This window comes from Peptoniphilus sp. SGI.035, from assembly GCF_050315115.1.
Lineage (GTDB): Bacteria > Bacillota > Clostridia > Tissierellales > Peptoniphilaceae > Peptoniphilus_A.
In genome coordinates, this window is the sequence record NZ_JBNPOJ010000001.1 from 207,023 (window position 1) to 228,576 (window position 21,554).

General features: G+C 30.8%; 36 protein-coding genes. All 36 read right to left on the minus strand.

What is annotated here, in order from left to right; all coding sequences use genetic code 11:
• Positions 1-10 precede the first annotated feature (10 nt).
• Positions 11-1,324 carry a phage tail sheath C-terminal domain-containing protein gene (locus tag ACQRC6_RS01075; protein ID WP_427847342.1) on the minus strand — a complete coding sequence of 438 codons (1,314 nt, stop codon included), beginning with the start codon at positions 1,322-1,324 and terminating at the stop codon, positions 11-13.
• Complete coding sequence (locus ACQRC6_RS01080) at positions 1,324-1,494, minus strand: hypothetical protein (protein ID WP_427847343.1); 171 nt, start codon at positions 1,492-1,494, stop codon at positions 1,324-1,326. The genes ACQRC6_RS01075 and ACQRC6_RS01080 overlap by 1 nt, the downstream gene beginning before the upstream one ends.
• Positions 1,487-1,909, minus strand: a complete 423-nt coding sequence (locus ACQRC6_RS01085; protein ID WP_427847344.1) for a phage tail terminator family protein — start codon at positions 1,907-1,909, stop codon at positions 1,487-1,489. The genes ACQRC6_RS01080 and ACQRC6_RS01085 overlap by 8 nt, the downstream gene beginning before the upstream one ends.
• A complete protein-coding gene (locus ACQRC6_RS01090; RefSeq protein WP_427847345.1) occupies positions 1,903-2,298 on the minus strand; it encodes an HK97 gp10 family phage protein in 396 nt (131 codons plus the stop codon). Before ACQRC6_RS01090 ends, ACQRC6_RS01085 begins: the two co-directional genes overlap by 7 nt.
• Positions 2,295-2,666, minus strand: coding sequence for a hypothetical protein (locus ACQRC6_RS01095; RefSeq protein ID WP_427847346.1), 372 nt, complete (start codon positions 2,664-2,666; stop codon positions 2,295-2,297). Before ACQRC6_RS01095 ends, ACQRC6_RS01090 begins: the two co-directional genes overlap by 4 nt.
• Positions 2,660-3,070 carry a hypothetical protein gene (locus ACQRC6_RS01100; RefSeq protein WP_427847347.1) on the minus strand — a complete coding sequence of 137 codons (411 nt, stop codon included), beginning with the start codon at positions 3,068-3,070 and terminating at the stop codon, positions 2,660-2,662. Before ACQRC6_RS01100 ends, ACQRC6_RS01095 begins: the two co-directional genes overlap by 7 nt.
• Positions 3,067-4,104 carry a major capsid protein gene (locus tag ACQRC6_RS01105; protein ID WP_427847348.1) on the minus strand — a complete coding sequence of 346 codons (1,038 nt, stop codon included), beginning with the start codon at positions 4,102-4,104 and terminating at the stop codon, positions 3,067-3,069. Before ACQRC6_RS01105 ends, ACQRC6_RS01100 begins: the two co-directional genes overlap by 4 nt.
• A 15-nt stretch (positions 4,105-4,119) precedes the next feature.
• The gene (locus ACQRC6_RS01110; protein WP_427847349.1) at positions 4,120-4,428 is read right to left on the minus strand and encodes a hypothetical protein; all 309 of its coding nucleotides are present in this window, start codon (positions 4,426-4,428) and stop codon (positions 4,120-4,122) included.
• Positions 4,429-4,440: 12 nt separating this feature from the next.
• Positions 4,441-5,016, minus strand: coding sequence for a phage scaffolding protein (locus ACQRC6_RS01115; RefSeq protein ID WP_427847350.1), 576 nt, complete (start codon positions 5,014-5,016; stop codon positions 4,441-4,443).
• 60 nt (positions 5,017-5,076) lie between these two features.
• Complete coding sequence (locus ACQRC6_RS01120) at positions 5,077-5,220, minus strand: hypothetical protein (RefSeq protein ID WP_427847351.1); 144 nt, start codon at positions 5,218-5,220, stop codon at positions 5,077-5,079.
• A 35-nt stretch (positions 5,221-5,255) separates the two neighbouring features.
• Positions 5,256-5,609, minus strand: a complete 354-nt coding sequence (locus tag ACQRC6_RS01125; protein WP_427847352.1) for a YjcQ family protein — start codon at positions 5,607-5,609, stop codon at positions 5,256-5,258.
• A 51-nt stretch (positions 5,610-5,660) separates the two neighbouring features.
• On the minus strand, positions 5,661-5,927 hold the full coding sequence (locus ACQRC6_RS01130; protein WP_427847353.1) for a hypothetical protein: 267 nt from the start codon (positions 5,925-5,927) through the stop codon (positions 5,661-5,663).
• A complete protein-coding gene (locus tag ACQRC6_RS01135; RefSeq protein WP_427847354.1) occupies positions 5,911-8,421 on the minus strand; it encodes a minor capsid protein in 2,511 nt (836 codons plus the stop codon). Before ACQRC6_RS01135 ends, ACQRC6_RS01130 begins: the two co-directional genes overlap by 17 nt.
• Positions 8,399-9,754, minus strand: a complete 1,356-nt coding sequence (locus ACQRC6_RS01140) for a phage portal protein (RefSeq protein WP_427847355.1) — start codon at positions 9,752-9,754, stop codon at positions 8,399-8,401. The genes ACQRC6_RS01135 and ACQRC6_RS01140 overlap by 23 nt, the downstream gene beginning before the upstream one ends.
• Entirely contained in the window at positions 9,747-11,174 is a 1,428-nt protein-coding gene (gene terL, locus ACQRC6_RS01145; protein WP_427847356.1) for a phage terminase large subunit, read from the minus strand. The genes ACQRC6_RS01140 and terL overlap by 8 nt, the downstream gene beginning before the upstream one ends.
• On the minus strand, positions 11,167-11,673 hold the full coding sequence (locus tag ACQRC6_RS01150) for a transposase (RefSeq protein ID WP_427847357.1): 507 nt from the start codon (positions 11,671-11,673) through the stop codon (positions 11,167-11,169). Before ACQRC6_RS01150 ends, terL begins: the two co-directional genes overlap by 8 nt.
• A 490-nt stretch (positions 11,674-12,163) precedes the next feature.
• A complete protein-coding gene (locus tag ACQRC6_RS01155) occupies positions 12,164-12,661 on the minus strand; it encodes a DUF4411 family protein (protein WP_427847358.1) in 498 nt (165 codons plus the stop codon).
• Complete coding sequence (locus ACQRC6_RS01160; RefSeq protein WP_427847359.1) at positions 12,651-13,796, minus strand: ImmA/IrrE family metallo-endopeptidase; 1,146 nt, start codon at positions 13,794-13,796, stop codon at positions 12,651-12,653. The genes ACQRC6_RS01155 and ACQRC6_RS01160 overlap by 11 nt, the downstream gene beginning before the upstream one ends.
• 91 nt (positions 13,797-13,887) lie before the next feature.
• On the minus strand, positions 13,888-14,286 hold the full coding sequence (locus tag ACQRC6_RS01165; protein WP_427847360.1) for a hypothetical protein: 399 nt from the start codon (positions 14,284-14,286) through the stop codon (positions 13,888-13,890).
• Positions 14,287-14,485: 199 nt separating this feature from the next.
• Positions 14,486-14,698: a hypothetical protein gene (locus ACQRC6_RS01170; protein ID WP_427847361.1), complete on the minus strand. Its 213-nt coding sequence runs from the start codon at positions 14,696-14,698 to the stop codon at positions 14,486-14,488.
• Between the two features lie 59 nt (positions 14,699-14,757).
• The gene (locus tag ACQRC6_RS01175) at positions 14,758-15,207 is read right to left on the minus strand and encodes a hypothetical protein (RefSeq protein WP_427847362.1); all 450 of its coding nucleotides are present in this window, start codon (positions 15,205-15,207) and stop codon (positions 14,758-14,760) included.
• 50 nt (positions 15,208-15,257) lie between these two features.
• Positions 15,258-15,659 (minus strand): single-stranded DNA-binding protein, encoded by a 402-nt coding sequence (locus tag ACQRC6_RS01180; protein WP_427847363.1) that lies wholly within the window; start codon positions 15,657-15,659, stop codon positions 15,258-15,260.
• A gap of 4 nt (positions 15,660-15,663) precedes the next feature.
• Positions 15,664-16,065: a hypothetical protein gene (locus ACQRC6_RS01185; RefSeq protein WP_427847364.1), complete on the minus strand. Its 402-nt coding sequence runs from the start codon at positions 16,063-16,065 to the stop codon at positions 15,664-15,666.
• Positions 16,066-16,084: 19 nt separating this feature from the next.
• A complete protein-coding gene (locus tag ACQRC6_RS01190) occupies positions 16,085-16,426 on the minus strand; it encodes a DUF1064 domain-containing protein (RefSeq protein WP_427847365.1) in 342 nt (113 codons plus the stop codon).
• A complete protein-coding gene (locus ACQRC6_RS01195; RefSeq protein ID WP_427847366.1) occupies positions 16,423-16,677 on the minus strand; it encodes a hypothetical protein in 255 nt (84 codons plus the stop codon). The genes ACQRC6_RS01190 and ACQRC6_RS01195 overlap by 4 nt, the downstream gene beginning before the upstream one ends.
• Positions 16,674-17,192, minus strand: coding sequence for a hypothetical protein (locus tag ACQRC6_RS01200; RefSeq protein ID WP_427847367.1), 519 nt, complete (start codon positions 17,190-17,192; stop codon positions 16,674-16,676). The genes ACQRC6_RS01195 and ACQRC6_RS01200 overlap by 4 nt, the downstream gene beginning before the upstream one ends.
• Entirely contained in the window at positions 17,182-17,382 is a 201-nt protein-coding gene (locus tag ACQRC6_RS01205) for a hypothetical protein (protein ID WP_427847368.1), read from the minus strand. The genes ACQRC6_RS01200 and ACQRC6_RS01205 overlap by 11 nt, the downstream gene beginning before the upstream one ends.
• The gene (locus ACQRC6_RS01210) at positions 17,379-18,188 is read right to left on the minus strand and encodes a DnaA ATPase domain-containing protein (RefSeq protein WP_427847369.1); all 810 of its coding nucleotides are present in this window, start codon (positions 18,186-18,188) and stop codon (positions 17,379-17,381) included. Before ACQRC6_RS01210 ends, ACQRC6_RS01205 begins: the two co-directional genes overlap by 4 nt.
• A complete protein-coding gene (locus ACQRC6_RS01215; protein WP_427847370.1) occupies positions 18,172-19,044 on the minus strand; it encodes a helix-turn-helix domain-containing protein in 873 nt (290 codons plus the stop codon). The genes ACQRC6_RS01210 and ACQRC6_RS01215 overlap by 17 nt, the downstream gene beginning before the upstream one ends.
• Before the next feature lie 11 nt (positions 19,045-19,055).
• Positions 19,056-19,784 carry a hypothetical protein gene (locus ACQRC6_RS01220; protein ID WP_427847371.1) on the minus strand — a complete coding sequence of 243 codons (729 nt, stop codon included), beginning with the start codon at positions 19,782-19,784 and terminating at the stop codon, positions 19,056-19,058.
• A gap of 75 nt (positions 19,785-19,859) precedes the next feature.
• Positions 19,860-19,970, minus strand: a complete 111-nt coding sequence (locus ACQRC6_RS01225; protein WP_427847372.1) for an ERF family protein — start codon at positions 19,968-19,970, stop codon at positions 19,860-19,862.
• Positions 19,971-19,980: 10 nt separating this feature from the next.
• Positions 19,981-20,460 (minus strand): siphovirus Gp157 family protein, encoded by a 480-nt coding sequence (locus ACQRC6_RS01230; RefSeq protein WP_427847373.1) that lies wholly within the window; start codon positions 20,458-20,460, stop codon positions 19,981-19,983.
• 10 nt (positions 20,461-20,470) lie between these two features.
• Entirely contained in the window at positions 20,471-20,722 is a 252-nt protein-coding gene (locus ACQRC6_RS01235; protein WP_427847374.1) for a hypothetical protein, read from the minus strand.
• On the minus strand, positions 20,719-20,904 hold the full coding sequence (locus ACQRC6_RS01240) for a hypothetical protein (protein ID WP_427847375.1): 186 nt from the start codon (positions 20,902-20,904) through the stop codon (positions 20,719-20,721). Before ACQRC6_RS01240 ends, ACQRC6_RS01235 begins: the two co-directional genes overlap by 4 nt.
• Before the next feature lie 114 nt (positions 20,905-21,018).
• Positions 21,019-21,297 carry a hypothetical protein gene (locus ACQRC6_RS01245; RefSeq protein WP_427847376.1) on the minus strand — a complete coding sequence of 93 codons (279 nt, stop codon included), beginning with the start codon at positions 21,295-21,297 and terminating at the stop codon, positions 21,019-21,021.
• Between the two features lie 9 nt (positions 21,298-21,306).
• Positions 21,307-21,486 carry a hypothetical protein gene (locus ACQRC6_RS01250; protein ID WP_427847377.1) on the minus strand — a complete coding sequence of 60 codons (180 nt, stop codon included), beginning with the start codon at positions 21,484-21,486 and terminating at the stop codon, positions 21,307-21,309.
• Positions 21,487-21,554 lie beyond the last annotated feature (68 nt).

Here is a 21,554-nt window from a genome sequence, read left to right on the forward strand (position 1 = left end):
TAATAACCCCCTACTCCACAATTACATGCATATAAAGTTTTGCCATTGCCATAACTGGATTAATTAAATACTCACAATAAACAGAATCTTTAGAATCTCCAAGTTCCACTGTAATATCTTCAGGCTCTAAACCTGTAATAGCACCTAATCCTTGTAGCTTAAGTGCATGATTATATATGTCATTCCATAGGATATTTCTACCAATTTCATTGTTTTGTTCCTTATCAAGATATCTAGTATTGAAAATAGTTGAAACATCGTTTCCAACTTGATGAAGAACTCTTATAATTTGATTTTTTGAAAAATCTTCATTTTTTCTAACGCTAAAATCAGTAAAAGAATTAATATCACTTAAAACCCTTGGCTTATTATCTACTTCATGAAATACAAACTGACCCTTCTTAATAGCAGCTATTAAATCTCTTTGTTTCATGTTAAGCTCAATTGTATATTCTCCATCGTAAATATGATTTCCAACAGTCCTATTTATTTCGCAACCCGCTTCAGTACCAGCTACCCAATAAACAAGGCCTGCTTCATTTTCCTTTGCCCTTGATGCCACATTAATTACAAGTTCACTATTGGCGTCAAAATTATACAAACAAGCTTGGAAATATGCCCCTTCAAGATTAACTCTTCTTTCAACATAAGACTTATACATTCTTTTAATAGCTTCATCAGTACCTGCATAAGCAATTACATTAATATACTTCTTTTCAACTTTTTCTAAAAAATCAGTATGTGACTTTGTATTTTCCACTCCATTAGTCCCACCAGTTAAATTAATACCAACTGTCTTAGTTAAAGTTCCTTTAAAGTCAACATAAGGACAATCCTTTAAATCTTCAATATCTTTAACTGCAACCTTTTCATAAACTTTAAGAGTTCCAATTTTAATAGTTACATCAAATTTTTCCTCTTCATCAACATTATTTGAAATAATTACAACAAACTGATTTCCCTTAGTCCCTGAATGCTTAGCAGTAATAGTAAGAGATTCAACATTTGCCTTTGCCTTTTCTCCGCCACCATTTAATCTATAAATATAAGCAGTCTTAGCATGTGCCAAAATTTCTCTTAAAGGCAGTAACTCTTCATCTGTATATTCCAAACCAAATAGTTCAAGAGATTGTCTTTGAATATCTGAAGGTTCAACAGTTATAATCTCGTTTTCTAAACCAAAACTTAAATTTAAACCACAAGCAACAAAACCTCTTTCTCCAAAAATATTAGAAGGTCTTGCTTTTGAAGAAAAACAAATATAAGTCCCAGAAAGCATTTTATTTTGTACTGGAGGATTCCAAGTACCACCACCATAAGCCATTATTTAACCTCCCTATTCATAAAATCATCATAAAGTTTTAAAACTTCTTCTTTTGTATATTCTTTACCATCTTCTAAAATTGCATAGAGAGCATCAACATTTCCTATTGGCTCCTTAGCATTTAAAAATTGCTCCTTAGTAAAAGTAGGAGCATTATTACTTTTATTCATTTTTAATTAAACCCTCCTGTTTAAGTCTTTTCATAAGTGGATCAGGTATCTTCACTTTTTCCATCCAAACATTTAAATCAAAGGTCATTACAAGGTCACCATCAACAATTTTTGTCTGCAGATTTTCACAAGTAACACCACTATTTTTAAGCTTCACCTCTTCCATTCCAATAAGAAGCTTAAATCTAATTTCTTCTAGACTAAACAAATCATCTTCATCACATCTTAAATAATTGATGTTTACAGTATTATTTAAGAAAAATCGATTATCAAATTGTCTAATAAGCTCAGTCCTAATAAGATTAATAAAAAAACAAGGAGCAACTACCCCTTGCTTTTGTCTATCGATTTCAATTTTTATATCTGGAAATAACTCTTTAAGCCTATTGATTACTGGTTGTAAAATAGCTACCATAGTTCTTTAAACCTCTTTTCAAACTTTCTTTGAAAAATTCTATCCATAACTTTTTCTAAATTTTTTTCAGCAATAGTTAACATAAAAACACCATCTTTCCAACCTAAAGTATTTCCACCGACAACAATTCTATGGCCAAACTCAACATAAGTTGAATATTCCAAATTATTAGAAATCTCTATCTCGTAAACACTACCCTTTTTCTTTATATCATCAATATTCCAAGACTCACGAAGATCTCCAGTATCAACTGGAGTGTTTTTTACCGTAGCTTGAAAAACTCTTGTAGCAACTTCATAAACTGCTTCCATAAAAATTTCATTAGTTACACTTTTAAACTTATCTAAATTATTTTTATAATCTTTAAGAGCTTTAATATCAATTTTCATGAAATATCAACCTTCTCAAGAACATATCTCCTATGGGATAAATGTATTGAAGGAGTATCAGAAAACTTATAATGGTATCTGCTTCCATCACATCTAGTAACTATTACATCAGACCCCTTTGGAATATTAACATCATGCCCCGTTGTCAAAATATCTCTTCTCTCTGCCTCGCTATGACCTATAAAATCGTCACTGTGAGAAGACACATTAAAACTAATTCTACAAGGCTTATTATCAACAACAGTAACCTTTCTTCTCTTTGTAACCTTTGTTTTTTCATCTTCATAAGTTTCAACAGAAATTGCAGTTACCCTATCCTCAAATAAAAGTGAAAGATTTTTACCATAAGAATCATAATCAATTACCATTTTAAACACCTATATCTAGAGCAAAATATTTCAAGCCTACTGTTAAACAAATAATTTAACTTATTTTTATAATTTAAAATTACAGCATCTCTTATTTCTTCTTCGCTTTTATCATCAAATTCAACCCTAGTGTTTTCAATAGAAATTGACTTAGCTAATCTTTTTCTATCTTTAATAGGTTCATTTGCCTTATTTAAATCATCAATTTCCATTCTACTTAGGATTGCCTTTATAGCAATAAAATATTCAATAGATCCTTTCGCATCTTCTGGAAAATCTTCCCTATAACAAGCCCATCTTAAAAAATCTAAAACCTCATCATGAATAAAATTAAAAAGTTGAGCGTCAATTTCCTTTCCACCCAACTCTTTAATAATTTTATTTACATTATCAAGCTTAATCATTTTACTGTTGCAACAAAAACTTGATTGCAAGCTTCAAAAGACGGAATTGCTCTTGCTACTGATTTAGTTATTCTTGCTACTGGATCAATTCTTCTATAAATCACAGTTGTAATAAAATCTTTATTTCTAACATCTAAGTTTGATACAGCTGGCAATTCCACTTCCTCAGCTGTAAGTCCAAAATTAGTATTGCCTAGCTTTGTATCTGGCATTAGTATAACTGTATTAGGTTTTACAAGTGGCATAATTGTTCCATCTGAAAGTCTATATTTTTCATTATAAACTGCAATTGTTGGTAGGTCTCTTTGAGTTAAAAAGTCATTTAAATTTGTTAGACTTGGAATGATTGAAGAATTTACCCCATATATTCCCTTCCTCACTGCTTCTGAATTTAAAATTAGTCTTGAAGTTGCCTTATCCATTAATGCTCTTGTAGGATTTACTCCAGTATCTTCAACTATTTTATCTACCCAAGCATCAAGATTTCCTAGTGGATCCGCTCCACTTTCTCCCCAACGTGCAGTAGTTTTTAAAGCTTCCTTGTGGCTTTCTGGCATATGGTAGTCAATCACTCCCTTTACACCATTTTCATCAAGAGTTAGCTTTCCTGTTTGTAGGATTTCAAATCTCATCATGTTAATTCTTTTATAAACTGACTCAATAGTTAAATCCACATCGTTAAATATCTTGTTCAGTACCTCTTGCTCCTCTGCAGATGTTCTTGGATTTTGAAGCTTAACAATTTCATCTTCAGTAATAGACTTTGAGTCTTTTACCAAAAGCATATCTAAGATGTTTTTATACAAACCTTGTCTTGTTGATAACTTCGTATTAGTATCTGGAGCGTAAACTTCAGCAGTAACAGGCTGTTGATTTCCACCTACAATATATTCAATCTTTAAATCATCAGTCTTAACATTTGGAAATAAAAAGTTTCCTATATTATTCCCTTCTTGTTTAGTTCTTGCGTACTCTCTAAGGTCAAGGTTTCCCTCGCTTAAATTTAAAATCGCATTAGTAAGTTCTTGTGGCATTAAAATTCCCCCTTCTTATTTCACTAATTTAATTTCTGGCATCTTCGCTTCTGAATTAATTGGTTCTGGCAATTTATTTTCATAAACATAACCTTCAATTAATAGCGGTGCTTCCACATCTGATTCTGTTACATCAATATCGTATAAAATAATACCCTTTGCTGTCGCATCATTCTTCGGAAAAATAGTACCTGCCTTTACGATATTTCTTCCTGCAATATCTTTTCCACTTCCTTTTTTTAGAGTAACTGTCATAGCTACATATGGATCTGCGTATACTAAAATATTTGTTTTGGCTTCAAATAATAAATTTTTGTTTAACATACTTACCTCCTATTATCCCCATGGATTAAAATCTTTATTATCTACTTCTCTGCCGATTACTACATCAAAAAGTCCCTTTGGCTTTTCAGGATTATCTCCAGGTATCCTTGGATTTGCCCCAGTCATTTTTGTTTCCTTGAATAGAGATTTCAGCGTTTCATCTTCCTTTAATGTTTTAAGTTGTTCATCAATTCCTATTAGTTTGTTGTCTTCGTACTTTATGTTATCTGCATCTAATAGTTTTCTTACTACACTTATATTATTTACTTTTTGTCCATATAGGTATTCTGTTATTGCGTTATCCTTTCTTATAGCACTTAACTTACCCTCTGCTGCCTCTCTATCCTTTTTGTTTTCCTCTTTTAGCTTATTAATTTCAGCTTCAAGCTCTTCCTTATTTCCAGTGTGTTTTTTCAAGCCTTCAATTTGCTTATCTCTCTTTTTAATGTCCTCATTTAAACTGTCTAAATTGTCTTTGACTTCCTTGTATCTATAATTAGGTACATAGTCTTTATTTACTTCCTCAAGTATTTTTTCGGCTTTCTCATCTTCAATCCCAAGTTCTAGTAATCTTTCTTTACTTAACATTTTCTCCTCCTATTTTCGCATAGTTACTAATCGTCATTTTACAGTTGACTAACTTTCAAGTTATTTTTCCCCACCCCTTTGTGCAAAATAAATAACTTGTCGCACTTCCCACTTTGGCCATAAAAAATAATCGCTTGGATTTGTGTCTGTTTTTCGCACGATTTCCTCACGATTACTTACGATTAATTTTCTTTTTTCTTCCAAACAAAAAGCACACCTAACATAATTGTCAGTGTGCTTTACCAAGGCAAAACATTTGAAATTATCTCTAATGTTTTAATTGCCTTTTTTATCATAGAGTTTTCATCTAAATATTCAATACCTTTCGGACTAATCACCGCCTTATTTAAATTTCTAATATAAACTAAATTTTCACTTGACCCAAGCCTTGGAATATCCACTATTTCCACTCCATCAATATATCCATCTTTTAAAAGATTTTTATAAATATTTAATTTATAACTATCCTTTATTTCAACAGGATACACATCGAGATTTAAAATATTCTCCTTTGGAATTACCCCAGCTTTTAAACATTCATATAAATATTTTAAAACATAGCATACAATCACAAAATAATCATCTTTAGCCATAAAAACCCCCAATAAAAAAGCACTCCTAACATTTAACTGCTAATGTGCTCTTTATTTAGAATATTCTTTTTTCATCTCATCATATAATTTTTTGATTTTTCTTCTGCACTCTGTGAAATCATCCATATAACCCATCTCTGCTATGATATCTTGCATATCATAGCCTAAATCAGATATTTTCTCACTCTCTTTAAAAATTGGCTCGTTGTTATCTATGAAATAGTCTTCCAAATCATTGAATAAATCCCAGTCTTCCTTAGAGGGTTCTGCGTATAATATCTTTTCAATTTCTTTAAAAAAATTATTTATTGTAGTCATATAACTTCTCATCTTCCTTCCAGTTTTTGCCTCTATATAACACATTAAGAATTTCTATTTCATCATCTAGGTATACAGCTTGTATGTTGTTATAAAATTTGACTGGTCTATCATCAACTATTTGTCTTTTATTGAAGTCTTTATTTAGTACTTCTAAAACTTCATCTTTTGTAAATTTGCCTTTTAGTATTCGTTTATGGGTTCTTTCCAAACCATGCATACTAAGCTCATGACCCTTTTCTCTAAACTCATAATATAAGTCTTTAATTTTTTCTTTATAAGATCCTGCCCAATCTTTTTCGTCTATCATACACATTGTATTTACTTCACGGTTTATTTGTTTATATCTTGCACCATCATTATACTTTATATCCTTGTATTTCTCAAGATTTCCAACAACTTTATACCCTAATATATTAACAATATTATTATATTCTTCCTCATCTTTAGGAGCTTTAACATATTTATCAAACCACTCTTTATAAGAAATATCTTCAACTCTAACACTTTTACCGCTTTCAACATCTCTTGCCATTCTAGTATTTTCTATCTCTTTTTGTATGTCATCGTCAAAATATGGTACTGTTGTTGTTCGACAGTTCCCACTCCAACAACACTTCCCATTTCTTCTAACATATAAAGTATTATATTCAGGAACTTCTACACAATAAACAAAATCATCATAATAAAAAGACTTATCTACATTCATGTAGCAAATCCATGAATAGATTTGTTTATTCCAATATATAGTCCAAACATCATAATTTAAAGTATATGTGCCATTAGAAAATTTTACCTTATTTCCAGAACATTTATTTAAACTATAACTTGGTCTGCCCCCAGCCTTTAAAATTAACTCTCCTAAGTCAGCTGCTAGTTGATTTGAAGTTGTAAAAAAAGAAGTGCTATCATTAAATTGATAACCCTTCCAAAACTTTCCTTTTTTAATTGTCCCATCGCACTTTGCATATTCTTTTAAGAAAAAAATAATTAAATCTCTATCTAATGTTTTTATTATACTAGGAATATATTTTTTATTACATTTTCCAAATTTTGTTAATTCTTCACCCAATTCATTATTTTCTACAAGAATACTTTCTTTACACTTATACTTTTTAAAAGGTAATTTTTTTAACTCATTCCACATCCAATCATTTTTGCATTGTGCTATTTTTATTTTATATCGTCCTTTATCCTTTGTTACACTTCCATCAGATAACCAATATGCCATAAATTTTAAATACGTTTTTATGTCAAGCTCTTTACCTACAAGTTCAATTGTTTCTTTGCTTTCTCCTACCCAGTCAATCCCGCATGGTATCCTATTTTTAGATTTTATACCTATCTTATTAGCTTGCCTTAACTTATAGCTTTTATCCTTAAAACTTGAGGCCATGTTTTGAACTAGCATATTATGATTTGGTGTAACTAACAAATCAAATCTATCACTAGAATACTTAATCATTTTACCCTTGTATTTATAATTTATTAATTTTATTGGCTTTTGCCATTTTGGAATTTTAGTATCAAGATTTAATGTATAAACATAATCTTCATTTTCTATGTCTTTAAAATATTTCCATCCATTATTTGTTAAAACTTCCGTTTTTTTATCATAACAATTTACATGAAAAGGAGGAGCAGTTATACCTCTTTCATAGTCCTTAACTTCAAATACCTTGCCGTCTAGTCCTCTACAAATATCAGAAGTCCTTGTGTCTAGTGTAGCTAGTATCTCGTACTTTTCTACTCCCATTCTTTCATACATTAGTTTTCTTGAGCCTGAATGTATTGCTGCTGATTCCGTTTGAACTAATCTCTTTGCATTATTCTTGCTAACTTCTAACTTATCAGCTATGGCTTTTGTAATTTTATCAGGACTTTTACCTATAATAAGTCCTTGTCTTAGGTCGGTATCCAGTGAACTTATTAGTTTATCCTTCCTTTTCCATATTCTGTCTGAGAAATTTTTCCCGTCATTTGCCCAAGATGCATTTAAAACTTCCTCTACAAAATCTTTTGAAAGTTTATTTATATTTTTATATCCTGTAATCCTTTGTAATCCATATAAATCTTTATAGTAACTACTTACATATTGATTAGATAAATGAGCAAATAATTTTTTCTGCTCTTCATTTAAAAGTACAGCCACCTTTGATTTTAAAGATAGCTGCATCCCCTGAAGCTTTGATATCCTCACTCGTCTTGAAATTAAATCAAGCTCCCTTTCAATGTCTGGTGTTATAAAACCTTTTGAAGCATTCATAAAGTCTTCTAAATTATTTTTTAAACCTTTAATTTCTTTCTTGTTTAAAAGTTTTTTTGCTTCACTCATGCTCACTTGATTCATGGAATTTAAAATACTTAGGATATCTCTATCGATGCTTTCTGATGCTCTTTTATACATTCTAAAAATTTCAGCTACATATTTGTCGTTGCTGTCAAAAATATCTTTTGTGGATTTGAGAAATCTATTCTTCCAGTACTCCGTCATAGTCCGACTCCTCTTTCATCTCTTTGGCTACTTGCTTTTCTTCTTCAGCTATGTCTTCAACCCATGGGTGATTTCGCATTATAGTTCTATTTGAAATTACTCCTATTGACCTCTGAGCATTTTCTATTGTTGCACTTTCATTGATTAAAACATTTCTGTCAAATGTAAACTTCACGCTTTGGTGGTCGTAACCTTTATAAAAATTATAAAAATATAAAAGTATATCTAAACTTACCTTGTACTCCGTTTCCATCTCGTTGGCATCTAGGTCTATATTGGTATAAAGAGATTGAATGGTCATTTGATTTACTGCCTTTTGAAAAAGTTCCGAGTTAGTATCTACTCCTCTTCCTACTTCTATCAAGGATCTTATAAGTATATCTAGCACTATCTTATAATTTGTTATATCTATATCAACTTTTAATGTTTCTACATCAGCATTGCCTGTTTGAGGGTTTGAGGAAAAAGCTATTATACCGCTTCGGTTTATTTCTCTTCTAATTCTTTTTAGGTCTTGCTCATTATGTCCACCTATGTTTTTTAACACTAAGATTGTGTTTCTTGAATCCTCGTCCATTGAGTCCATAAATTTTGATAGGATAGAATTAATTGCATCTTGTAATGTCTTAACCCTATTAAGCAAAGGTTGCTCTTGCTCGTCCATTCTAAAATAAACTAATGGAATTCTTCCCCAATTTCCTATCTCATCTCCTACCATAAAATAAGGTTCCTGCTCCCTTAAAAATAATTCTCCATCTATTTCCTCATATCTATCTATCCCCCACATGTGGTAGTATTCTACTATTTGCGTTTCATTATCTTCATAGTCTACTGTCTTATAAAATCTAATAAAACCTTGTAACCATGTATGGAGTTTATCTTCCCATATTGGAATTATTTCTAAAGGGTCAAACTTCATCAGTTTAAATTCTCCTTCTACATCGATATAAGGGTAGATGTAGCCCATGTTAGCTAAAATTGAATCTCTGCCAACTGACTTTATTAATTTGTGGAATTTAAAATCAAAAAGTTCTTCCTGTAGCTTTTCTTGGTAACTTTTATTTTCACTGCTCACTCCAATAGGTCTAGTGAGCAGATAGTTCTTCTTCTGGTCTACTAATACTGCATACTGGTTTCTCATGATTTTATTATTGGGGAGGTTTTCTATAACTTCTCTTGTTCCTTTTACCTCTCCAATTCCCAGCCTTTTTTTATCTAGAACCTCTTGTTTGTTGTTATAGTATTCATAACTAGTTACTATCTCTTTGTAATCTTGGCTATTCCTATAATCATTTAAAATCTTTATCAGTATCTTGGGCGATAGATTATCCAAAGTACAGACCTCCTTCGTTTATAATATTTTCTGCTACTCCCGTTGTTGCATCTTGTGCATCGTCGTGAGGATTCTTTCCTTCCTTTTGGTACTCTTTCATACTTATAAAATATTCATTCCACCTGTTATACCAGTTTTCTGGGTAATAGATGTGTTCCATTATCCATGTAGCATTGGATAGTATCCTTGCGTTCTTATTGTTTGATTGATGAAAAGTATTAATAATGGTTTTATAATTGCCATACTCATGGCAGTGACTTTCTACCTGTCTTGCAAAACCTCTCCCACCATTATTTCCTTCAATAAGTGCTGTATTTACTTGATATTCTGTAAGCCTTCTTGCAACTTCTTTTTCTGTTATCTCCATGTGTTCCTTGGTGTAATAAACATCTAATACATAAGCTTCTCTATTTAAGACTCCGTATATAATATTGCACAAGTAGTCGTCGCCTGTATCCGCTGTATCACAGTAACTTCTAATTTCTGTAAATTTATGCCTTCCAAACATATCAACTGGTATCTTGCAATATGTCTTGAAATTTTTGTATAAAACTCCCTTTATGTCTATTGGCTCTTGTTGGTAATTTGCATTTGCTATCTCTGGACTCATTGCCTTGGTCTTAATTTCAAAAGACTTTCGATTTAGTATCTCTTCGCATAGCATGCTCCCATCTTCCTGAACTGCTTTATAATTTATGTGCTGATATGGAATACCATTTTCTTTACAAAATTCTATTAATCTACCTGCAAGGTCTTTAGTTGACCACCTAGTCATTACTACTATTATCTTCCAGTTGTTTCCCTCAAGCCTTGATAGGATTGTATCTGTAAACCAGGACCATTGCTTTTCTAGGGTTAGGGTGTTGTTTGCTTCCATTGAGTTTTTTATCAAGTCGTCTATTACCAGTATGTCGGCTCCAAATCCTGTAGAAGTTCCACCTGGAGATGTTGCTAAATAATTGTTATTGCCATTTTCTAATGACCATTGGTTTATTGCTCCATCTCCGTATTTAATTTTTGTGTTTGGGAATATGTCGGAGAATGTAACCGCTCTTGGATTTTCTTCTGCTATTGAGTTTCTTATTTGTTTTGAGAAGTTAGTCGATAAAAGGTCGTTATATGCCCCTATCATTATTTTTAAATTATTGTTATTTCCAAGTATCCATTGAACAAAATGATTAATAGAAAAAGTCTTTCCATGTCTCGGAGGCATATTGATTATTAATACTTGGTCTTTAGAGTTATAAAAGTTTTCAAGTCTATTACATACGTCTTTTAAGTATGACCTACTATCTTTGTAGAATTGAGGACTTTTTAACCTACAAAATGAATAAAAGTTTTTCCTTGCTTTTATCATTGTTGCCCTGCATCTTAATTGAGCCTTTTCTTGCTCAGTTAATTTGTTAAGTAAATTATTCATTATCCTCGCCCAGTGCTTCTAGTAATTTGTCTAATTCATTACTTGATAGCTTTTCTAGTGGGTCATTCTGTACTTTAACTTCTCCCTCTAATACTTGATGCCTTTTATCTCTCCATTCATAAGGTTTTCTATTTTTGAGCCAAAATATCATTGCCGTTGTATCCGGAGGTATTTGCTTTTTGATTATCTCTTTTCTTTGAGTAATTACTCCGTCAACTTCTTGTATATATATTTTCTCTTCCTTAATTTCCATTCCTAAAGCCCTTTTTAAAAGTGCATTCTCTACTTCTATGTCTACTACTTCTTTTCCTCTTTTTAGGGCGTCGTTTAATTCGGCGTACTTCTTTTTCCACTCATACAATGTAGCAATATTTATTCCAATATTTTTTGCAATTTGCTCATCAGTTAAGCCATCTCTTGCCCACGCTTCAAGTTTCTTTAAACCATCTTCTTCAATCCATTCGTGGTACTTACCCTTTCTTCCCCCTTTGTTTTTCATTTCCAATCATTCCTTTATTAACATTACATCATAAAAAAAGAAGCGAAATCTTCGCTCCCTAGTTTAATTTATATTTAATTTTAAAACTTTTTAGATTTAATTTTAGGTAGCCTTTTATTGGAGGTGTTTTTGTAGAAATCTCATTAAGGATTAAATAATAAAAGTAGGTTCGTTAATTGGCATTTATATTTATGGCTACCCTCATTAAATCTAATTCATATTTAAACTTGTACTCTTATTTTAAAATTTAGTTTTTTTGTTTGTTACTTATTTAAAATAGATGTTGTCCTTGATATTTAATATTATCTTTATACTAGGTTTTCTCTAACCTTTTAAGCACAATAAAAGAGACCTGCAACGCAAGCCTCTTATAGTAAATTTTGTCTTTAATTGTAATCTTTCATTATATTATGAACCCAGTAAATTTTACATTCTTTCAGTTTATATATTAACACACAAAAATCGCACAAAACGCACAAAATAATTAAAATTAAAATCTCATTCCTAATTCTCTAATAAATTTAATAGAGTTTATATATTTAATATTAAACTTTTCACAAACATCAGGAATTTTTACTCGATTTTTGGCATTTGAACTTACTTCATTCGTCACGATCACAAGATCTTTTGCCTTTGCTGCTGCACATATCCATGAATCCGCAACATCAAAATATTCGTGTTTTGCTGGATCCTCGTATCTTTTACTTTTTTGAATTTCATTAGCTATTTCACTATACTCTGAAATTATATCTTTATCAGAACTAACTATATTTTCAAAGTTGTTTTTATTATCTGAAACCCATGTTTTTAATGCATCTGATTTTCCAGAATTATTAATGATTTCATCATATACTTTATCTAAAAATATAATTTTTGAACTACCTTTCTCTATCAATTGTTCCCAAAAAGAAGGAAATATATCCATTGGATAAGTTTGCCTGTGTGCAGTTATTAGTACGTTAGTGTCAATTAAATACTTATACTCCATATGTCATCTCCTTTAAGCTGTCATAGGCTTTAGATTTAATATTTCCCAATAACCTAAACCCTTCTGTATAGCTTGTATTATTGGACTCAACACTGGATATTACATCTTTTTTAAAGTTTTCACTAAGTCTAGAGTTCAATGAATTATAATAATTTCCTCCAGAACTAACCTTTTGGATTACATTTTCTTCTGTCAATTTCTTTATATATAAAAAGTCCTCATTTGTTATCAAGTTTAACTTTAAAAGCTTAATGGCTATAGACACTCTGCTAATTTTTAATCTCTTAGAAAGTTCTTCTATTTGATTTATTGCTGGTAAGTTTTTATCAAAGTTTTTTAATAAATATTTCTTTGGAGCTAAAATTTCAGAAGTAATATTATTTATAAATGTTTCTTCGCCACTATTTTTTGTAATAATATCATCTTTCCCTAAAAGCATATGTGTGAATTCATGAACAATAGAAAATATTTTGCCTGTTACGCTGTCTCGATTATTGATGAATATAACAGGAGCTATTTCATCTATTAACACAAATGCTCTAAATTCATTAATATCAAGCTTTCTTCCGGTGTTTCCACCTACAATACCGTTCTGAAAAACACTCACTCCAAGATCTTCAAATTTATTTCTAAAAAACTTATAATACTCAGCACTGTTTTTCATCTTTTCGACTTCTAAATGATCTAAATTTATTAAATCTATTACAATGTGTGCAACTTCTTCATAGTTCATATTATCATGATAGTAGGATTTGAACTTTTTGTTTATTTCTAAAAATTCATATCCTAAACTTTTTCTATATTCAATAAGCCAGTTTTGTTTATTACTCATGTCTATAATTGTATCTTTTAAATTTTTAGAAGCTTTTGGAAAAATATTGTTAATAGATCTAAAGTCTGCACCAATTTCAAATTTTTTTGGAGGAGAACTTAAGAACAAATAACCAAAAGGAATTTTTAAATAATTAGCAAAATTTTCAGCTTGTTTAAAAGTGGGCAATTGTTTTTCATCCAAATTTATCCAACCAACAATATTAGGAAATTTTTTTAATATTTCATCTTCACTTTTACCACTTTCTTTTATAGCCCATTTTATAATTTCTGGCTCTATTTTAATCCTAAGTTTATTTGCCATTCTCTCGCCTCCTTTATTTAAAATAAATTATATCAAATATATGTTTTTCTGAACAGACACTACATATAGTGTTATACGCTATATGTAGTGTCTACAACTCTAAATATCTATTATGAATCATTCGTGCATAAGACTCGTTTGAACTTCCTAATTGTCTAGATATATATACCCAACTCTTAGCTTCAATATATCTAAGCTGAAAAACCAATCTTGTCCTAGAGTCCTCAATACCATCAATGAATTCCTCTATCTCAAGTCTTAACTTCTTGCATCTTCTAATTCTGCGAGTGAGTCTTACCCTTATCTTCTCTATGTATTTATCATCCTCAAGACCAAATATTTTAAGTTCATACTGGTTATAAGGAAAATCAGAAGCAGATGCAATAACCTTATCAGAAACTTCTTGCACCTTTAAATTATTAAGTTTATTTTCTAATTCTTTAATTTCAAGACACAAGCTTCTATATTGCCCTAACTGCTCCCTAGTCATTATTTCCCCCTATAACAATAAATATAATCTGTCCAAACTTCTATATAATATCCTCGTCTTTCATAATAATTAACTATCCTAATCCTATCACTAAAAGTTTTGTAAGGAATTAATAGACACCTTTGCATTCATCACATATCCTCTTCCTTTTTCATAATTTTCCCAATTCATAAGACCCGCCTTCTTTGCCCCTTATCTCTTAATTCTCTTCTTTTAAAAATTTTAAATCTGCTTCCATTAAATCATTTTTAAAATCAGTAACTCCTTTTAAATACCCATTTAAATAATCTCTTGATAGTCTTCCTCGTTCACATTCTTTTTTTAGGTATTTTATTTTAAATTCCATAGCATGGTAATTTAAAATAATGAAACCCTTTATCTTATCCTCTAGGGTAAGTTCTTTATTTTTCAATTTTTACTCCCTTAAATTCAAACACCGATTATTTTATATATCTAAACTATTAACATTTCTTAACATTTTATAAAAATCATCCAAACCGTCTTTCCTCTTCTATGCCCATAAACTGGTTTAAAAGGACATATATCTAATACTTTTTTTAGAGTAATATCATGCTCGGACCACTTAAAAACTAAAGTACCATTAGGCATTAATACTCTCATGCACTCTTCAAATCCTTTTTTGATAATCACTGGCCAAGTATCTTTGTTCAAACCACCATACTGTGCGCCCATTATTGAATTTTTACCTGGACTTATTAAGTGAGGCGGATCAAAGATAACATGGTGAAATGTTTCATTTTTAAAAGGTATGTTTGTAAAATCACCGATAATTTGAGGATTAACATTAACTTTTTTACCGTGAATTTCAAAATTTTCTTTTCGAATATCCATAGTTATTAAATCATCTCTATTTTTATCAAAATAAAACATTTGACTACCGCAACATACATCTAATATCATATCTCACCTAACTTTCAATAAACTCGTCTTCAAAATCCTCTTTTCCCTCTTTAAAATGGTATATCGTCATTATTCACTGGGATAAAGTCGCTATCTGTGCTTGACTGTGTGTCTTGCCTTGAATCTATAAAGGTAAATCCATCTACTATTACGTCTGTTGTGTAAATTCTTTGACCTTCTTTATTTTCATAACTCCCAGTTTGTATATGTCCTTCAATTCCCAATTGATTTCCCTTGCCTACATAATTTGAAAGTGTTTCTGCTGTCTTTCCAAAGGCTATGCAATTAATGAAATCTGCTGTTGGTTGATTATTAGCTTCTGCTTCTTGTCTTTTTTCTTTTGTTAATTTTCTATTTATGGCTAATGTAAATCTGCCTATTGCCATTTGTGATGTTGTATATCTCAAATCAATGTCTTTTGTCAATCTGCCAATTAAATTTGCTTGGTTCATTCTTCTATCCCTCAATAAAATCTTTTTGCAATACTTCCATAAGTTTTTTATTCTTTCTTTCTTCTTTCTCGTTAAAAGCCTTTGTAAAAATATCTTTTATTTTTTCTTTGGTCTTCTTATAGTCTTCACTTTCTGAAATTCCTAGTCTTTTAGCATCATGATCCATTAACTCTATAAAATTCCAACTTTCAAAAACTTTATAGCACTCATATTCTTCGACTTCAAATTCAAGTTCACCATATCCTGTCCCTATCATGCCTTGTGTGTTTAGATAGTGTAATCCTCCATCTTTGCCTAAAATATAAATATCGTGGACATTGCTCCCTATTACTCTATCTCCCATTAAGCTATCTTTTATTCTTAGAACAGGAAGTTCCGTAAGCTTATCTTGGCTTAATATTCTCATCTTCTACCTCTCTTTGTCCTTAAATCTCTATGAATGTATATTCTCGACCATATTTTTTCAAAAATATTTTTTTCTTTAGTTTATATACATCTGTCTTTACACCTTTGACGTCTTCCACTATCCAAGTTTCTTTTTCTTTATCCCAGTATTTAAAATCTGCTACATACTCAATTTTTCTATGGGTTGTCCCCTCTAGTTTAAATTTGTCTTGTAATAAAAACCTTGGCTGTAATTCCAATTCTTTTATAGTTCCTGCTCTTTCTAATACTTTTAATTCTTTGTAACGTCTAGCTTCTTTTTTGCTATCAAACTTTATTCCGTCAACTATTGTTTTTATTGAGTTGTACTTGCTTCGTGTCAAAGGTAACTCCTTCCAAATACCTTTATAAATTCCTCTCGACTGTGTTTTCGTTCAAAGAGTTTTTGTCCTCTTTTTTTGCTCCAGTCTAGGAGTTCTTTTTTATTGTGAATGTTGTTATGGCAAGCTCTGCAAATATTAATTTTTAATTTGTATCTGTCGCTTAATTTTCTATTGGCAATCCCTGGTATTAGGTGATGCTCTTCTAAATATTCATATCTTCCGCATATTTCATATTCTGCTCTATGTTTCAATAAAATAACCTCTCATATTCTTCCCTATAATCAACTATTGTTACACCTAGTTCACTTGCTTTTTTTAAGAAATAGTCAATCAAATTTGTCATTTGTTTTGTGTCGAATTTGCTTGAACCTAAAAAGCATCTTAAAAGTATTTTGTCTTCTTTTTCGCCTAAAATCTTATAGGCTCTAAAGGCTTGTTTAAAGATTTTTAAACTCTTTTGTGGTATCAACACATCTTCATATTCAATTCCTGCTTCTTCAATCCCTTGTATATATAGATCCCACCTAAAAATTTCAGATGGTATTCCATTAATCTTTCTGTCAATGTCTGATATTATCGCCCATAGTAAATTATTTTGGTCAAGTGTACGTGATTTCTTTGCCTTTGATATATTTATATTAAGCAGGTCCTCTTCTTTAATTTCGTATATTTTATTTATATCTAGGTATCTTTCTAGTTCAAAGGTAACTTGTGGCTTACCTTCTATGTTGTAATTTAAGTTTTTTAGTCTTCCTTTAACTTTCATCTATGACCTCTGCTTGTGCTATATCAGCAATTGTTACTGAATTTTGGCAATTGCTTTGTAGTTCTAACTCAATCATTTCTTTGGTTTCTGTTTTTCTAAAGATAATTGCGTTTATGTGCTTGTAAACTATTCCGCCTACTCTTACCTTTGACCTATTTTTCATTGCTTTTAAAGCTTCTTGATAAATCACGCTAACCTCCTATTTTTTAATTTGTCTTGGTTAAGTGAAATCGTAAATTTACCTGCGCTTTGCTTTATCCTGCTTCCCAAACTTTCGTCAATTTTTAAAATATCTTCAATGGTTAATTCGCTTGATATTACTGTTTTTAACTTGTTTAGGTATCTAAAGTTAATTAGCTCCCAAGTTTTATCAATGTCTGGTGAGGTTAAATTTGGCAATTCATTTTGTCCTTTAGGTTTTTTAAAAAGGTCGTCTATATACAAGCAATCTACACGCTTTAGTTTTTCAATAATTGTGTTATCTTCAAAATCTTTTAGCTTGTTTATGTCTTCGTTCCAAATCATGTATTTGACTCTTATGTGATTTCTTGATTGATAATTTAAAATGGCACTGCATATATGTGTTTTGCCTGTACCACTTTGACCGCCAATAAAGAACCAATCTTTGCCCTTTGCATTTTCTTCGGCAAGATTTTTTATATTTTTTTGCCAATCTTCTCTTGCTATAAAGTTTTCAAAGGTCTTTTCTAGTAGCGGCTGTATTCCGCTATTTTTAGCCTTTATGCTTTCTCTTTTATAGCTTAAACATTCGCATTCTTTTAAAACCATATAGCATCTGATGTCATTGCCATTTACGTCCTTTTCGCCTACAACTTCTGCTATGTATCCTCTCCCTTTGCATTTAGGGCAATTAGTTTCATTGCCAGTAGTGCTGTTGTATATCTCCATTTCGTCTAAAGATATAGCTTTAGTTTTTGTGAATTGACTTACTTTTGAATTTATGATTTTTTTTGTTTTGTCAAAATACGTATCCATATTTTGCATTCTCCTTCATCGACTTTTTGCGTTGATAAGGATGATCTTTAGGTAATTCATAGAAACTCTGCCAGCCTTTTTCGATTGACTGGTTTATAATTTCTATTTGTTCTTCTCTGTCTGTGGACAGTTCTTTTAAGGCTCGTATATTTAGTTTTAAGGCTCGTGCTGTCAGTGGTTTTTTTAACTTGCTCCTTGCCTTATAAAATTCTTTTAAGGCGTCTATTAAGTCAATGTCTTCTCCTGCGAAGTCCTTAATAACTTTTTTTATGCTTTTATCTTTGCTTATAGAGTTTATAATCCTATTTGCTTTTTCTTGTGGTGTATCTTCTTTAGATTCTATGTTGTCTGATATTTTATTTTCAGATTCCACCTCCCCATTTTCCCCTTGGGGGGATATAGGGGGGTAATTATTATTAAATGTATTATTATATTTATTATTCTCTGCGAAGTTTTCTTCACTAGGGTCGGAAGATTTCTTCACTACCCTCATGAAGTTTTCTTCACTAGGGTCGGAAGTTTCTTTCACTACCTCTGGAAGTTTTTCTCTATAGGTATTGGGTGAATTGTTTAAATATATATATCTGCATTTAATATTTTTTGAGCCTTCTTCGTAAATATTTTTTGTATAAATATATCCTTGTTCTTCTAAGTTTTTTATCCACGCTGAAATACTTCTTTTGCTAACTCCATATAACTCAGCAAAATAACTATTAGTCGCCCAGCAATATCCCTTTTCATTTGTCAATGCTGTTATTTCTGCGTATAATAATTTTGCATTTGCTGTTAAATTTTTATCATACCTCACATCAGCAGGTATTATTGCATAATAACTTTTGTTAATTTGTTCTTCCATTATTTTCTCCTTTACCAACTAGCTACTATATTCTTAACTGCTTCAGCTTGTTCTGCGTTTAGTCCTTCCAATCTTTCAACTCCATATTCTTGTTTCAACCAATTTACAAAAGTTTCTGATTGTATATGTTTAACTTTTAATAATTGTGCTATTTCTACTCTATGTTGGTCTAATTGGTTTTTGTTTGGGTTGTTTGTATTGTTTTTATTAGCCACAGTTTGTTTTCCTTGGGCTTTTCTTCCGTATGAATATCTTTGGTTGCCTTGACCATCTACTATTGTTAAATAGGCAATCTCGCACTCATTGTTGTATTCAATTTCTTTTACATAAAATTTTGACCTAGTTTGAAATTTGCCTTTATTTTGTGTAACTTCCCCTTGCATTGGTGTAATAAATATTGATGGAGCAGAATAAAGTTCTCTTCCAATTCCTATATTTGTACAAGCTCTTTTAAAGGAATCTGAAGCTTCTCCTTTTTCAGCTTGGGTATAGCTTGGTATTCCCACATCTTGTTTAGATATCCATTGCTTTTTATCTTCATCGTAAACGCTTACTGTACAAAACAAATTATTGTTAACTACATTATGTGTTCTTTGCCAATTCATAGGTCCAAAGGTTTCATCAAGGATCTTCATATCGACTCTTGCGTCCTTATATAGAAGGACGCTTATATAATTTGATTTTATCATTTGTACTCGTACATCAATTTCATTAGGTTTCAACAATCTTATTTTTTTCATAATCCACCTCAATACTTAACATTAAAGTTCTTATATTCTGTGATTTTTATGCCTTCAATGATTTCTCCATTTTCATCAACTACAGCATCTCCTGTAGCTATATCCCTCAAAACTGTTATAGTTCTTTTTTTCTACCTTCAACCTACTTTGAATGTTTTGTAATTTTTGAAAAATTGTATTAGCCATTTCCTGCTCCTCACTTAACTCTTAAACTTTCAGTTTGTATTAATTCTGCGTAGTCTGCTTCCAGTCCTTCTGTAATTGCCTTTTTTAGCTTATCCTTTAAAACTTTTCTGTCGTATTCTACGTATTCTTCTGGCACCTTTTCTTCGTCTAAAATCTTTATTGAAGCTCTATTCTTTTGAATGCTGAAACTGAATAAGTCGGTCTTAAATTTCCTTTTGTCAGTTGCTATCATTGTTTTTTGTAAATATTTCTTTAGGTTGTCTATCCTGTTTTCTATGCTCTTTCTTCTTTTATAAATTCTTTCTTCTTCCGCCTTGCAAATATCTTTTTGACCTTCCAGACCCTTCATCAGCTTTGCTATGTTGTCCGCCTTAATCTCTATTTTTTCGTCTATGTCTTCCAGAGCTTGCTGCACTTGTTCGTCCTCTAGGTCTAGGTCCATCAAATTTGTATAAAGTTCCGTTAATTCGTAAAGTGTGAAATTTTCCATTTTATCCTCCTTAAAGGTTATATATTTCAATTAATTCTTCTATATTCTTTTCTAATTCTTCAGTAACTCTTTGTGCTACATACTCTTGGTCGTAATCAAATACATTGCTAATACTTGAACTAATTAAGCTTTTTATTCTTTCCTTTTTATAGTTTTCAATAGCTTCTTCTTCCGTTTTATATAGGTTTTCACCATCTATGGTATAAGCTTTAGTTTCTCTTAAATTTCCGTCTATAAATTCTTTATAATTATTAAATTTCATACTATTACTCCCTTAATCACTTTTTCTATATTCTTTTCTTCTAACTCCAACTGTGTAATCTTTGACCTAATGTCTGCCATATTGATGCCTATCTCATTTTTCAATTGAGGGTCGCAACATTTGTAGTAAAGATACTCGGCTTCTTTCCATTCGCCTTTTAAAATTATTAATGAATCCTTCATTTCTAACTCCAAATTTCTATAATCTGTGATATAATAAGAGCAAATAAATATTTTTTTAATTGTTTAGTCCTGTTGTTTAGTCGCTGCAGGACTTTTTTATTTGCTCTATTCAAATTAATCATTCCTTATTTGGTCTCTGTATTTTATGGTTTGATGTATAACATCTCTTGTGCAAGCTGATATACTGTCCATCCTAACGTTAATTAATAACTTTGGTAAATACTCATTGTTAAATTCAACTTCAAAGTATTCTTCCTTTTCGTGATAATCAATTGTTTTTACATCTTCATATAAAAGATCTTCAATAATTCTTTGATAGAACTCTATACTCGCCTTCCTTGGACCTGCTATATCAAATAAACCAAACTGTGATTCTAATTTGTTAGATAACATTTTTGCCTCCTAAAATAAACTAACTAAAAAACTAAAAAACTTGTCAATTACTGTTGTCCCTGCATATAAAATGTAAAATATTAATTTAATTCCAAAGCTAACAGCCAAGTAACCAAGAATAAATAGAATAGTAATCCCTATAAACCTTCGTATATTTATAGGTATCTTGTACCAGTTAAAAGTCTTCATTTTCAACCACCTCGTATAATAATGTTGTAGTTAAAAAACTACATTTTCTTTTCTATCCCATACTCATT